At 66.1% G+C, this 14,203-nt stretch carries 10 protein-coding genes; 9 read left to right on the forward strand and 1 reads right to left on the reverse strand.

The features are described from left to right. Positions 1-6: 6 nt before the first annotated feature. Complete coding sequence (locus VGM20_07900; GenBank protein HEY4100784.1) at positions 7-3,525, reverse strand: glycoside hydrolase family 38 C-terminal domain-containing protein; 3,519 nt, start codon at positions 3,523-3,525, stop codon at positions 7-9. A gap of 124 nt (positions 3,526-3,649) precedes the next feature. Here VGM20_07900 and VGM20_07905 point away from each other — a divergent pair, with 124 nt between their 5' ends. The 9 genes from VGM20_07905 (at position 3,650) to VGM20_07945 (ending at position 14,149) form a co-directional block, all read left to right on the forward strand. Further along, complete coding sequence (locus tag VGM20_07905; protein ID HEY4100785.1) at positions 3,650-4,543, forward strand: substrate-binding domain-containing protein; 894 nt, start codon at positions 3,650-3,652, stop codon at positions 4,541-4,543. 3 nt (positions 4,544-4,546) lie between these two features. Continuing rightward, positions 4,547-6,034: a sugar ABC transporter ATP-binding protein gene (locus tag VGM20_07910; protein HEY4100786.1), complete on the forward strand. Its 1,488-nt coding sequence runs from the start codon at positions 4,547-4,549 to the stop codon at positions 6,032-6,034. Beyond that, complete coding sequence (locus VGM20_07915) at positions 6,031-6,999, forward strand: ABC transporter permease (GenBank protein HEY4100787.1); 969 nt, start codon at positions 6,031-6,033, stop codon at positions 6,997-6,999. The genes VGM20_07910 and VGM20_07915 overlap by 4 nt, the downstream gene beginning before the upstream one ends. 124 nt (positions 7,000-7,123) lie before the next feature. Further along, the gene (locus VGM20_07920; protein ID HEY4100788.1) at positions 7,124-7,432 is read left to right on the forward strand and encodes a hypothetical protein; all 309 of its coding nucleotides are present in this window, start codon (positions 7,124-7,126) and stop codon (positions 7,430-7,432) included. 112 nt (positions 7,433-7,544) lie between these two features. Continuing rightward, on the forward strand, positions 7,545-7,976 hold the full coding sequence (locus VGM20_07925) for an OsmC family protein (GenBank protein ID HEY4100789.1): 432 nt from the start codon (positions 7,545-7,547) through the stop codon (positions 7,974-7,976). A 100-nt stretch (positions 7,977-8,076) separates the two neighbouring features. After that, positions 8,077-8,436, forward strand: coding sequence for a hypothetical protein (locus VGM20_07930; GenBank protein HEY4100790.1), 360 nt, complete (start codon positions 8,077-8,079; stop codon positions 8,434-8,436). Positions 8,437-8,499: 63 nt separating this feature from the next. After that, the gene (locus VGM20_07935; GenBank protein ID HEY4100791.1) at positions 8,500-9,861 is read left to right on the forward strand and encodes a TolC family protein; all 1,362 of its coding nucleotides are present in this window, start codon (positions 8,500-8,502) and stop codon (positions 9,859-9,861) included. Beyond that, complete coding sequence (locus tag VGM20_07940; GenBank protein ID HEY4100792.1) at positions 9,858-11,012, forward strand: efflux RND transporter periplasmic adaptor subunit; 1,155 nt, start codon at positions 9,858-9,860, stop codon at positions 11,010-11,012. Before VGM20_07935 ends, VGM20_07940 begins: the two co-directional genes overlap by 4 nt. Next, positions 11,009-14,149 carry a CusA/CzcA family heavy metal efflux RND transporter gene (locus tag VGM20_07945; protein HEY4100793.1) on the forward strand — a complete coding sequence of 1,047 codons (3,141 nt, stop codon included), beginning with the start codon at positions 11,009-11,011 and terminating at the stop codon, positions 14,147-14,149. The genes VGM20_07940 and VGM20_07945 overlap by 4 nt, the downstream gene beginning before the upstream one ends. Positions 14,150-14,203 lie beyond the last annotated feature (54 nt).

A 14,203-nucleotide genomic window follows, 5' to 3' on the forward strand; every position in this document is an offset into this window, starting at 1 on the left:
TGCTTGTCAGGGCGCCGTTCGTCCCAGCGTGTCATACAGCGGGGCGGCGCGAGTCACCGTGCTCGCCGGGTTGGATACCGTCATCGCCATCACCCGGACCCTGTCGTTGTCGGGGAGCGTGATCGTCTTCGTCCCCGCCGGGATATCGATCGGATAGGCGAAGAGATACGAGTACGAGTAGAACTGATTGGCGCCGGCCGCGTCGTGGTGGTGCGACGCGAACCAGGCGATGTCGGCCGGCTTGATGAATCCCGGATTGAGATGATCCATCGCGTCGATCATCCGCGGTCCCTGGTTGCCGCGACCGCGACCGCGCGGAACCTTCGACGTGTCGCCGCCGGCCTTGAGGACGGAGTCGATGCGCACCCGGCGCACCGAATCGGCGCGTCGTTGCCCCGCGGCCTGGGCAGCGAGTTGCTGCGGCGTCGGTGGCGGCCCCGGAATCCGCTTCATCGTGCGATAGTCCCACTGTCCGATGTAGCCGCCCCAATCCTCGATATCGAACGTCCGGCTCAGGTTGCCAGCGCGGAATGTCGCCGTCTGGTCGCCGTCGTCCGATGCCGCGAGGATGTACACCCGCGTCCAATTCCCCGCGGGGAGAGAAATCGTCTGTCCCTTCGCCGTGACGGCATCGAGGGAGCCGGCACCGGCAGTCGGGCCCAGGTGGAAGCGCACGCCGTCATAGTCGAGTGACGCCGGAAGCATCTCCGCCGGCAGCGCGCTTCCGTCTGCGGCAAATCCACCGACCGAGTGCTGCGCGTCGCGCGACGTCACCGATCGGTCATAGGTCAGTGCTACCGGCGCCGAGCGTTGCGGCACGATGCGGATTGGTGCCGGCGCAACGGTGACGGCGAATGACCGGATCGCGAATGGCTTGATCGATGTCACCAGCGCCCCGCCGCGCACCGTCGCCGCACCGAGCGGCTGTTCCTGGCCGTTCACTTCGCGGGCGGCAGTGACTGGTCCCGCGAACGAAAGCTGCACGTTCGAATGAGCCTTCCCGTCGAGCTCGACGATCCGCACGATGAGCTCGTTGCTTGCTTCGGCCTTCTTGAGCGCCATGACCCGGACCCGCGGGTCGCTGACCTTGAGCAGCGAGAGCTCGCTGCCTGCGCGGCCCGCATGCTTCGTGGTGGCAAACGCCATCATCGGCGTGTTGAGCCGCCATCCTTGCCAATCGGTCTGTCCCGCGCGGAAGTCGCCACTGTGGCCGGCGATCCCGTACCGGAACTCGTGGTGTCCGAAATCCTGTGACGCCTGGTCGGTGTACCCGCCGCGCGATCCGGGAGTCCGGATCAGCGTCAGCCGGATGGTGTTGTCGTTGAGCTTGTCGGATCCATTCTTGTCGTCGGTGAGGATGGTCGTGCCGAACGACCCGCTCTTGTCGGTGAGGTCGATCCACTGATGCGACGGGACCTCGAACTTCCGGTCGTATTCGTTGCCGCGCTTCATCGTTCCGACATCCCAGTTGTACGTGGCAGCGCTGTCGGTTGCGGTGAACGGGAAGGTCGCCTTGAGCGCAGTTGCCGGCATCCGCCAGTCGATCACGTTGGCCACTTCGACCCGGTTGCCCGCGTCGCCCGCTCCCAGCGAAACCGTCTGTTCGAAGTGCGACGAGTCGACGCTCCGATCGATCGTGATCGCGACGCGGGCCGGACCGCGTTCGGTCACGCGGATCGTTGCTGGACCGGAGACGTACCCGCGCGGCGCCGCCTGTTCGTCGGCAAAATCCATGTTCCACGCCGGCCACTGTGCCGGATCATCGTGCAGCAGCGCCAGACGGATCGGCGCCGAGAGAAGTTCGCGGTTGACCGTCTTGTCGAACACCGACGCGATATCGCCGTTGTCGTCGATCCGCACCTTGTACCGGGCATTCTCGAGCGAACGATCGTCGACGTGGAGCTCGGTCGGCGGTGCCGCAGCTGTCGCCGCGGTGTTGACGCCGTAGATCGCAAAGCCGACCGACGGGACGTGGGCGATGAATGTGACCGTCGCCGACGTGTCGGTGTGCGAGACGAGATCGGCGGGAACCACGGTGCCCCGTTGATCGTGCACCACGACTCCAGTCGCGTTGCCAGTCGCCGGCACAGTCGCCGTCACCAGGTCCGTCCGCGCGATGTTGAGCGGGTTGTACACCACCACCGGCGTTCCGGCGACCTGGGTATTCAGCGCCGATGCCACCGAGCTCGTTCCGCTGGTGATGACATCGGCCAGGGTATTCATCGCGATCACGTCATCGTTCCAGGCGAACTCATATGCTTTCGGCGTCGCGGTCCCCGCTGCGATGTCGTGGAAGTGGTCACCGAGCATCAACGTCCAGGCGTTGTCGAGCCGCGCCGCCGGATACGCCGGCCCGCCCAGCCACTGCGCGGCGATCGATGCCTTCTCGGCCGCATCCGCGAGGATCTCGTTCTGACGGATCCAGCGCTTCTGGTATGCTTCGGAAGTGAGCGAACCAGCGGAGTGGTTCTGCAGCTCCATCTCGCCGGAGTAGCGCGGCAACTTCGCGATCTCTGTCGGCGTGAGGTCAAGGAAGAACTGGTCGGCGCGCGAGGAGATCACCTTGATCGGACCGGCCGTGTCCTGGACCGAGCGCTGGATCCACATCACCGAGCTGTCCGTCGGCGAGCCGCCGACGTCACCGGTGCCGTAGTAGTGGTAGTCGGCCATGATGCCGAGCTTCGCCTTGTCCTCGTTGAGGCGTGCCAGAAATGTCTGGGCCTGCGCGCCGCGTCCGGTGGGACGGTTGTCGAGGGCAGTTGCCGTGGCGAGATCGTCGTGGACACTCCCGCTGTACGTCCCGGGGTTGAGTGCCGCAACGACGCTGCTCCCATCGGGTCCCACCCACACGCCGACGTTGAACGGAATCCCCTGACCGTTCTCGCCGAACGGCGTGGTCGGTTGGTCGGGGACCGATGAGCCCCATACCAGCTTCTGCGTCGAGAAGCCCTTGAGTCCGGCGTGGGCCAGCAATTCGGGAAGCGACCACGGGAATCCGAAGCAGTCCGGGAGCATGAACTCCTTGCTGGTGACGCCGAACTCCTTCTGGAAGTACTCGTTGCCGTAGAGGAATTGCCGAAGGATCGCTTCTGCCGAGGGTGCGTTGACATCGCCCTCTTCCATCGACGACCCGGCGGGGAACCAGCGCCCGGCCTTGATGTACGCCGCCATCTTCGCGTAGTCCTGCGGCCAGTACTCCTTCATCAGCCGATAGCGATTGGCGCCGCTGAAGTTGAACACGTACGCCGGATACTTCTCGAAGAGGGCGAAGTTGTCGTGCATCGTATTGGGGAGATATTCCGAGATGACCTGCGGATACTCCCAGCGCCACTCGGTGTCGAGATGCGCGTATCCCACCGTGTAGAGCGTCGGCTGGGTGGTCAGATCGCGATGCGTCCTGGTGGCATCGGTCGAGGCACGGTGCGGCGGGTGCGCCGTCGTGGCCTGGCCGGCGAGCGGGGGCGCGCCGAGGACGGTGGCGGCCAACAGTGCGACGTGGCGGACGGCATTCCGCAGGGCAGGCATCGGCAGGCTATCCTTCTCTGGTTCGAGTCAACATCCGACGGCGTGGCGGTCCATTCGCCGCTTCACTTCAACCGTGAACTCCTTCATGCGCACTCACGGCGTTCCTCTTCGGGCGATCACTTTGTTGAGCACGGCGCTCGTCGCGGCGTGTCACTCCGGCAAGCCGGCAACGAAAACGATCGGCGTCACGCTCCTGACGCAGCAGGATGAATTCTACCGGCAGCTGAAGGAGGGGTTGCAGAAGGCAGCCGACGCGCACGGCTACAAGCTCATCGTCACATCCGGCGATTTCGACCTCGCCAAGCAGCAATCGCAGATCGACAACTTCATCGTGCAACATGTTGACGCCATCGTGGTTTGTCCAGTCGATACGCGAGGGATCGGCCCCGCGATCGCCAAGGCCAACGCCGCCGGCATTCCGGTCTTCACTGCCGATATCGCGGCCGAAGGCGGGCAGGTCGTGTCGCACATCGCGTCGGACAATGTCGCCGGAGGGCGCCTCGCCGCCGACTTTCTCGCTCACACCATCGGCGAGAAGGGCGACGTCGGCATCGTGACCGAGCCGGAAGTGCAATCGACGATCGACCGGCAGGCCGGGTTTACCGACGAGCTGCAGAAATACCCCGGCATTCATCTCGTCGCCTCGCTCAGCGGTGAAGGGAAGCGCGACCGCTCGCTCAAGGCTGCCGACGACATGCTGCAGGCGCATCCGGGACTTGCCGGAGTCTTCGCCATCAACGACGAATCGGCGCTGGGCGTCCTCTCCAGCGCCCAGTCGCATCACAACGACAAGCTGGCGATCGTCGGCTACGATGCGTCGGCCGAAGCCCAGAAGGCGATCTCCGGCGGGACCGATCTCAAGGCCGACGTGGCGCAGCAGCCGTCGGTGATCGGCTCGAGTACCATCGACGCCATCGCAGCCAACTTCTCGGGGCAGAAGCCGGCGGCGCGCATCGCGGTGCCGGTGCGGATCGTCGACGCCGACTCGGTGAAGGCGACCGCTCCGCGGAATCCCTGAGCCGTGGAGCTGTCCGCGCGCGGCCTGACGCGTCGCTATCCCGGCGTACTGGCGCTCGACGGCGTCGACGTCGACTTCAAGGGCGGTGAGATTCACGCGGTGGTCGGCGAGAATGGCGCCGGCAAATCGACGCTGATGAAGCTCCTCTCCGGTGCGGTGGCGCCCGACGCCGGCACCCTCCTCATCGACGGCACGCCGATCCGCTTCGATTCACCGCACGCGGCCCAGGCGCTCGGCATCCGGATGATTCACCAGGAACTCGCACTCGTCCCCGAACTCACGGTCGCCGAGAACATCGTGCTTGGATCGGAACCGGCATCGCAGGGCGTGATCAGGCGCGCGGCGCAGCGGGCGACCGCGCGCGCTTCATTAGAGCGTCTAGGGCAGCATGATCTCGACATCGACGCGCCGATCGGTACCCTTTCGCTGGCATCGCAGCAGATGGCGGAGATCGCCAAGGCGATGGTCCACCAGGTCTCCGTGCTGGTTCTCGACGAGCCGACGGCGATCCTGTCGCACGACGAGACCGGCGTGCTCCTGGCGCTGCTGCGGCAGCTTCGCGCCGAAGGCGTTGCCATTGTGTTTGTCTCGCACCGGCTCGATGAGGTCTTCGAGATTGCCGACCGGATCACCGTCCTGCGCGACGGCAGGTTGATATCGAGCTCGGCGGCTGCCGCCATCTCGCGTCCCGACGTGGTGCGCCAGATGGTGGGACGCGAACTCGCCGAAACCTTTCCCGAGCCGGTGGGTACGATCGGCGCCGAGGTCCTTCGCGTCGCCAACGTGCGCAGCGGCATCGTTCGCGACGCATCGCTGACGGTGCATGCCGGCGAGACCGTGGCGCTCGCCGGACTCGTCGGCGCCGGGCGGACGGAGCTGGTCCGTGCGATCTTCGGCGCGGCACGGGTGACGGCGGGAACGATGACGCTCCGCGGCGAGCCGTATGCCCCGCGCACCCCGCGCGATGCCATCGCCGCCGGAGTGGCGCTGATCCCCGAAGACCGAAAGCGGCAGGCGCTCAACCTCATCGCCTCGACGCGCGACAACATGATGCTCGCCACCCTCGATCGCGTCGCCGCGTTCGGTGTGGTGAAGCAGCGCGCCGAAGACGCCGCGGTGCGCCGATGGATCGACGGCCTGTCGATCAAGGCCGCGTCGCCGGAGCAGGAAGTCCGGCTCCTCTCCGGCGGAAACCAGCAGAAGGTCGTGGTGGCGCGCTGGATGCTCGCCAACTGTTCGGTCTTGCTCTTTGATGAACCAACTCGAGGGGTCGATGTCGGTGCCAAGGCCGAGATCTACGCCCTGATGCGACAGCTGACCCGGGAGGGCGCCGCGATCGTGATGATCTCGTCGGAACTCCCCGAGGCGATCGGGATGGCGGATCGGGTGATCGTGATGCGCGAAGGGCGAACCGTCGGTGAATTGGCGCGGCGCGACGCCTCCGCCGATCGCGTCGCCCGGCTCATCCTGGGCGAGGAACGCGCCGCATGAGCCGATCGGCCTCTCGCTGGCAGCAGATTGCCGAGTACGCCCTCGTCGGCGTCACGATCGTGATGGCGGCGGTGTTCGCCACGATCGCGCCGGGATTCCTCTCGCTGCAGAACCTGATCAACATTGCGCTCAGCATCGCCGTCACCGGGATTCTCGCCGTCGGCATGACGGTCGTGATGGTGACGGGCGGAATCGATCTCGGCGTTGGCTCGGTGATCGCGCTCACCGGTGTTGCCGCCGCGATGGCCGCCGAATCGACCGGCTCGGCGGTGCTGATCCCGTTGATCGCCGCGCTCGGGGCCGGCGTGCTGACCGGTCTGGTGAACGGGACGCTCGTCGCGTACCTGCGGGTCCCCGCATTCGTGGCGACGCTGGCGATGCTCACCGCCGCCCGCGGTCTCGCGTTCCTCATTTCCGGCGGCAGGAGCCACGGCGATCTCCCCGATCGCTTCGGATGGCTCGGCCGGTCAGTGGTCGCGGGGATCCCGGCGCCAGTGATCGCGATGGCGGTGGTGATGATCGCCGGGGCGTTCATTCTCAAGCGAACGGTCTTCGGCCGGCACTCCTATGCAGTGGGCGGCAATGTCGAAGCGGCGTGGCTCGCCGGGATCAACACGCGGTTCGTGACGTGGCTCGTCTATGTGCTGAACGGCTTGCTCGCCGGGCTCGCCGGGCTGACCCTCGCCTCGCGGCTGGGAGCGGGGGTGCCCAGTGCCGGGGTGCAGTACGAGCTCGACGTGATCGCGGCTTGTGTGGTCGGTGGGACGTCGCTCACCGGCGGGCGCGGCACCGTCGCCGGCACGCTGTCGGGGACGGTGTTCATCGGCGTGCTCACCAACGGCCTCAACCTCGCCAACGTCGATCCGTACGTGCAGAAGATCGCGCTTGGTCTCGTCATCGTGGTTGCGGTGATCGGGGACCAGCTCGGCCGGGGTGGCGCCGGCGCGACCAGCCCTGCGGTCTAGCAGGGTCGACGATTCACTCCTCCTTCATGCAATCTCGTGGCGCGATGCCGCGCGGATTTCGTCCGAGCCATCTATACTTTTGCCGTTGTCCGATTTCATCAGTCCACCTGTGAGGAGAGCATCGATGGCAACGAGGAAGCGGTCAGCAAAGAAGACGGTGAAGCGTGCCGGCGCGGTGGCCAAGTCTGCGGCGAAGCGAGCCACCAAGTCCGCGAAGAAGGCGTCACGGACGGTCAAGAGCCGTTCGAAGACAAAGGCGGCGAGTGTACTCGCCCGCGCGAAGAAGGCGACGGCGACTGGTGAAGCGGCCGCCAAGCGTGTCGTGAAGCGCGCCAAGGCCGGCGCCAAGAGTCACCCTGGCGCACTCGCCGCGGCGGCTGCGGGCGTTGCGGCGGTGGTCGCAGGAATCGCGGCCGTCAGAGGGAAGAAGTAACAATCGGGGTACCGGGTGCGGCGTACGGCCTGCTGCCGTGCGCCGCGCCGGTTTCCGGTCGTCACCCACGGCGACGCGATCGTTCACCGCTACACCAGCCCGGAGCACCGCCATGGAACGAACCGGAACTGCCCGTTGGGAGGGCGACCTCAAGAGCGGGAAGGGGAGCGTCAGGAGTGAGCGAGGGGCGGTCAACGGCTCCTATTCGTTCGGAACGCGATTCGGCACCGACAAGTCCGGCACCAATCCCGAAGAACTGATCGCCACCGCACACGCCGCCTGCTTTTCGATGGCGCTTTCGGCCGCGCTGTCAAAGGCGGGGTCGGTTCCGCGCAGTGTGGAGACGACCGCCACGGTGAAGATCGAGATGCAGGAGAGCGGCCCCGCCATCACCGGTATCGAGCTCGATTGCAAGGCGGACGTCCCCGGAATCGACGCGGATGCCTTGAACCGGACCGCCGAGGACGCGAAGAAGGGGTGCCCGGTGTCCAAGGCGCTCGCCGCCGTCCCGATCACGCTCAAGATCACGCGAATCAACAGCTGATCATCTGGAGATCGTGTTTCGCGCCGGAACGGCTCGACTTCCACATCGGCGGCAGGGTATTTACCGTTACCTCCCTATGCTTCGCCTCGGCAGGGTAGCAATGCGATCAACGATTCGGCGCGGGCTCGCCCTGGTGGCGATCCTGGCGCAGATCGCGATTGTCTTTGCGCCGCTGGTCGAGGTGCACGATGCGCAGACCGGGAGCGTGGCGACCGCAGCGATTCCGATTCCGTCGCAAGGCGCGGCGATCGGCACGCAACAGAATCACCGACCGCCGCACAATCCGACGACCTGCCCGGCCTGCATCGCCCAATCGCTCCACGCCCAACTCACGTCAAATGTCCGGATCCCCACGCTCGCGTTTGCCGAGCAGGGGCGTTCGGAATTTCGCGCCGAGATCTTCCTCAGCGGCGATCATCCTTCTTCCCACCGGTCTCGCGCTCCTCCGCAGGTAAGCTGACGCGTCAGCAGTAGTCGAGCCGCGCCCGCGCTGGGCGGCTCGCGTCCCTTACCGTGGAAGAGAATGAGATACCTGCTTCTTGCAGGCGTGCTGGTCACGATTGCGCACGCCGGAGTGGCCCAACAGCCAGCCATCACGCCGCCGCCCGCCGAAGGGGCGCCCGCGGCCCCGGAGTGCACCGCGCCCACGCCAGTACGGCCCGGCGGCGCCGCACGTCCGGTCGATTCGCTCTGCATTACGCGTGCGGCGGCGATTGCCGGCGCGCTGGCCGCGAATCCCCAGCTGCAGATTTCGGGTGCCCAGACCCAGCAGGCGCGGGCGCGGAAGGTCGAAGGCGTCGCCCTCCCCGATCCCGCCTTCTCTGCCGAGTGGGACAACTCCAAGGCTCCGTTCGGGATTGGCGGGATGACCGACAAGGTGGTCGGCGCGTCGATCACGGTTCCGTTCTTCGACAAGTTCCGGCTCAACGGGAAGATCGGCACCGCGGGGATTCGTCAGAGCGAATCGGATTCCGCTGTGGTCAACCAGATGATTGCGTCGGCCACTGCACAGACCTACGACTCGCTCCTCGACGCCCTCGGCCATCGCGCCAATCTTCGCGAAGCCGATTCTCTTGCAAAGGACTTCGCGACCAAGACGCGTGCGCGGTTCGATGCCGGCACGGTGGCGCGTCTCGATGTCGTCAACGCCGATGTGGCGATCGGGCAGGTCGAGAACCAGCTGATTGCCAACGAACGCGACGTCGCCAACGCGCGCTCCTCGCTCAATCGGCTCCTCGGACGCAATCTCGGCGCGCCGATCACCACGGCGGACTCGCTCATCGTCCCGCCGCCGCTTCCCGATCTCGCGATCGTCGAGAGCGCCGCCGTGGAGCACCGCCCCGAGCTGGCGTCGCTCAAGCGGCAGCAGGAGGGGGCGCACGCCACCACCAATCTCGCCCGTGAATTCTGGACCCCCGACCTCACCGTCGGGATCTCCAAGGATTTCCTCGGCGACCCGGTACCGGGATACCTCAGCACCGCGATTTCGTTTCCGATTCCGATCCTCTACTGGAATCACAGCCGCGGAGAGATCGCCGAAGACCGCTACCGCGAGGACGAATTGCAGGCGACGTACAGCGACGCCCTTGCCGCCGTGGGGCAGGACGTGCGCGCCGCCTACGCGACCGCCGACGCGGCGCTGCGGCAGGCGACCTACGTCCGCGACCAGCTCCTTCCCGCGGCGCGCCTTGCGTATCGCATCGCCGCGTCGAGCTACGCCCTCGGCGGCTTGTCCGCGCTCGAAGTCAACACGGCCCGTTCGGCGCTCCTCGATGCCGAGAGCCAATACACCGATGCCCTCGCCGCCGCGAGCAGCGCGCGGTCTGACCTGGAGCGCGCGGCGGGAGTTCCGCTGGCGACGTTCGGAACCGGAGCTTCACGATGATTCGTCGCATTCCCTGCCGCGGCACGGCACTGACCGTGATCACGCTCGTGACCGCGACCTTCGCCGGATGTGGCCCGCACCAGGAGACTCCCCCCGTTGCCGCCGCTGCGACCGACAGTGCAGTCACGGTGACCGCCGCGCAACGCGGCCAGATCATCACGGCACCGGTGGAGGAGAAGAGCTACAACCCGACGATCCTCACGACGGGCACCGTGAATTTCAACGGCGACAAGTCGACGCAGGTCATTTCGTCGATCTCCGGTCCGGTGTCACGGCTCGCGGTCGACGTCGGTGATTCGGTGCACGCGGGCGAGATCCTCGCCACGGTCGCGTCGCCCGACTTCGCCGCGGACATCGCGGGATTCCGCAAGTCGGAGACGGCGCTCAAGAACGCCCAGCGGATCGAGACGCTCGACGAGAAGCTCTTTGCCAACGATGCGCTCGCCCGCACCGATCTCGATCAGGCAAAGGCCGACCTGGCGTCGGCTGAGGCCGATCGCGAGGCGGCGGTTCAGCAGCTCTCTGCGATCGGTATCGACTCGGCGTCGATCGAGGCGATCCGGCAGGGGAAGGCGACGGCCGGCGCCGAGGCGGCGATCCGCGCGCCGATCGCCGGTGTGGTGGTGGAACGGCTGATCACGCCGGGCCAGCTGCTGCAGGCTGGAGCGACGGCGACGTTCACGCTCGCGAATCTTTCGTCAGTCTGGGTCATCGGGAACGTCTTCGAAGGCGACGCGGCGTCGGTCTTCAAGGGCGAGCCCGCCATCGTGCGCATTGAGGGGATCGCCGACTCCTTCCCCGGCCGCATCGACTACGTCGGTGCGCTGGTCGATCCCGACAGCAAGGCGATGGGGGTCCGGATCCTGGTGCCGAACGCGCACGACCGGCTCAAGCAGAACATGCTGGTCCATGTCGAGATTCTCGGCGCGCGACCGCGCAAGGCGATCGTGATTCCGGTCTCGGCCGTGCTGCGCGACGACGACAACCTGCCGTTCGTCTACCTCGACGCGGGCAACAATCGCTTCAATCGCCGGCGAATCGCATTGAGTGGCCGCACCGGTGACGTCTACGAAGTGACCAGCGGGCTCAACGTTGGCGACTCGCTGGTGACGCAAGGGGCGCTCTTCCTCCAGGAAGCCGCCAACCAATGACCGAGCCGCAGAGCACGCAGGGGCACGAGGAGCCCGATACGTCGACGACGCGGGAATCGATGATTCACGGCATCGTCGCCACGGCGCTCGCGCAGCCGCTGCTGATCATCGTGGCTGCCTGCGCCCTCGCCGCCGCCGGAATCTGGTCGTTCTCGCACCTGCCAATCGACGCCTATCCCGATCTCTCGCCGCCGATCGTCAGCATCACCACCCAGTGGCCCGGGCAGGCGGCCGAAGAGGTCGAGCGCCTCATCACGGTGCCGATCGAGACCGAGATGAACGGGACGCCGGGGCTGCACGTGCTTCGGTCGATCTCCTTCTTCGGCCTCTCGTCGGTCGACATGACCTTCGACGACGGGACCGATCCATACTTCGCGCGGCAGCAGGTCTTCGAGCGGCTCGCCGACGTGAGCCTGCCCGATGGCGTAAGCGCTGGTGTCGAACCGCTCTTCTCGCCGTCTGGGCTGGTGTACCGGTATGTGCTGCAGAGTCCTGATCGCACGCCGATGGAACTCAAGACGCTCGACGACTGGGTGATCTCCAAGGCGTACAAGTCGGTGAAGGGGGTCGCCGACGAGTCGGGATTCGGCGGGCCGACGATGGAGTACCACGTCGACCTCGATCCGACGAAGATCGCCGCCGCAGGCCTCGGCGTCTCCGACGTGATCACCTCGCTCAGCAACAGCAACGGGAACGCCGGCGGCGGTTTCTACTCCGAAGGCGGTCAGTTCTACTACGTCCGCGGTCTTGGCCGTCTCCAGACGCCGCAGGACATCGAGAACACCGTTCTCGCGGTCCGCAACGGCACGCCAATCCTCGTCAAGAATGTCGGAACCGTCTCGATCGGGAGTCCACCGCGCACCGGGATCTTCGGCTTCAACAACGACAGCGACGCCGTCGAAGGCGTCATCCTGATGCGCACTGGCGAGCAGGCGCAGACGGTGCTCAAGGGGGTCGAGAAGAAGACGACAGAACTCAACACGTCGGTGCTTCCGAAGGACGTCAAGATCAAGCCGTTCTACGATCGGAGCGACCTGATCGCGCTCACGACCCGCACGGTGGAAGACAACCTGCTGCGCGGCATCGTGCTCGTGATTGTCGTCCTGATCTTCTTCCTCTTTGACATCCGGTCGGGACTGATCGTCGCCGCGACGATTCCGCTCTCGCTGCTCTTCGCGTTCATCTGTCTCGACATCAAGCACATCCCCGCCAACCTCCTCTCGATCGGCGCGATCGATTTCGGCATTCTGGTCGACGGCGCCGTGGTGATGGTGGAGAACATCCATCGCTCGCTGGCGAAGCGACACGGCACCGACTATGCGATGGTGACGGTGCTCGCCGAAGCGGCGGCGGAAGTGGATCGACCAATTGTCTACGCGGTCGCGATCATCGTCGCCGGGTTCCTGCCGATCTACGTGCTGTCCGGTCCGTCCGGCCGGCTCTTCAAGCCGATGGCCGACACCACCATTTTCGCGCTCCTCGGTTCGCTGATCCTGGCGCTCACCGTCCTGCCGGTCCTCTGCTCGCTGATTCTTCGGGGTGGGGTCAAGGAGCGCCGCAACAACGTCTTTGAGTGGATCCGCGACCGCTACATGTCGGCGCTCGACTGGTGCCTTAAGCGGCCCCGGTTCACTGTCCTCGTCTCGGTCGCGATCTTCGTCGGCGCTCTTGCCCTCGCCGCCGGGCTCGGCGCGGAATTCATGCCCCACCTCGACGAAGGGGCGCTGTGGGTACGCGCCACCATGCCGGCGACGATTTCGCTCGACGAGTCGGCGCGGCTCGTCCCGCAGATCCGGACGATTCTGAAGTCGTTTCCCGAAGTCACCGACGTCGCCTCCGAGCATGGCCGCCCCGACGACGGCAGCGATCCGACCGGATTCTTCAACGCGGAGTTCTTCGTCGGTTTGAAGCCGTATTCCAGCTGGCACGGCGCATACCATACCAAGGCGGAGCTGACCGAAGCGATCAACCAGAAGCTGGTCCGTTTCCCCGGGATTGAATTCAACTACACCCAGCCGGCCGAGGATGCGGTCGACGAAGCCGAAACCGGGCTCAAGAGTTCACTCGCGGTCAAGATCTTCGGGAGCGACCTCAAGGTCCTCGAACAGAAGGCGGGCGAAATCGCCGACGTGATGCAGCGCGTCCCGGGGATTTCCAGAATCTCGCAGGTGCATGAGCTCGGCCAGCCGAGCCTCACGATCGCGATCGATCGCGCGAAGATTGCGCAGTACGGCATCAACGCCGGCGACGTGAATGCGCTCATCTCGGCTGCGGTTGGTGGCAACGCCGTGACCCAGGTGGTGCAGGGGGAGCGGCTCTTCGACCTGGTGGTCCGTCTGCAGCCGCAGTTCCGGCAGACGCCGGAGCAGATCGGCGCAATCCTGATGAACACGCCGAACGGGCAGCAGGTGCCGCTGCGCGAACTGGCGACAATCCAGGTGTCGAGCGGTGCCTCGTACATCTACCGCGAAAACAACGAGCGGTACATCGGCGTGCAGTACAGCGTCGAAGGGCGTGACCTGGCGGGGGCGGTGCAGGACGCGCAGCGCCAGGTGGCGGCGAAGGTGAAGCTGCCGACCGGCTATCGCGCCGACTGGGGCGGCGAGTACGAGGAATACACGGCGTCGCGCGGACAGCTGGCGTTCGTGCTGCCGCTGACGATCATCCTGATCTTCGTACTGCTGTTCGCGCTGTACCGCAATTTCACCTTCCCGCTGATCACCGTCATCGGCGTGGTGCTCTCGGCGCCGGTCGGCGGGATCGTGGCGCTGGCGATCACGGGGACGCCGCTGTCGGTGTCGTCAGGGATCGGCTTTCTGGCGCTCTTCGGCGTCTCGGTGCAGACGGCGGTGGTCTACATCTCGTATGTGAACGAACTCCGGCTTCGCGGGATGAACATCCGGGATGCGGCGCGAGAGTCGGCATCATACCGGCTCCGGCCGATCATGATGACGGCGCTTGTGGCGGCGCTCGGGCTCCTCCCGGCGGCGATGTCGACCGGGGTCGGATCGGACTCGCAGAAGCCGTTCGCGTTGGTAATCGTCGGCGGGCTCTTTTCGCGGCTGCTGATTTCGGTCTTCCTGATGCCGGTGCTCTACGTCGGCACCGCGCGCCCGGGAGACAGGCTGGAGGTATAGGCACGACGGGGTCGGGGAGCTACGTTTGGGGCCAATCCGTGACAATTGCCCCAT

It is taken from the genome of Gemmatimonadales bacterium (genome assembly GCA_036500345.1).
GTDB lineage: Bacteria > Gemmatimonadota > Gemmatimonadetes > Gemmatimonadales > GWC2-71-9 > Palsa-1233.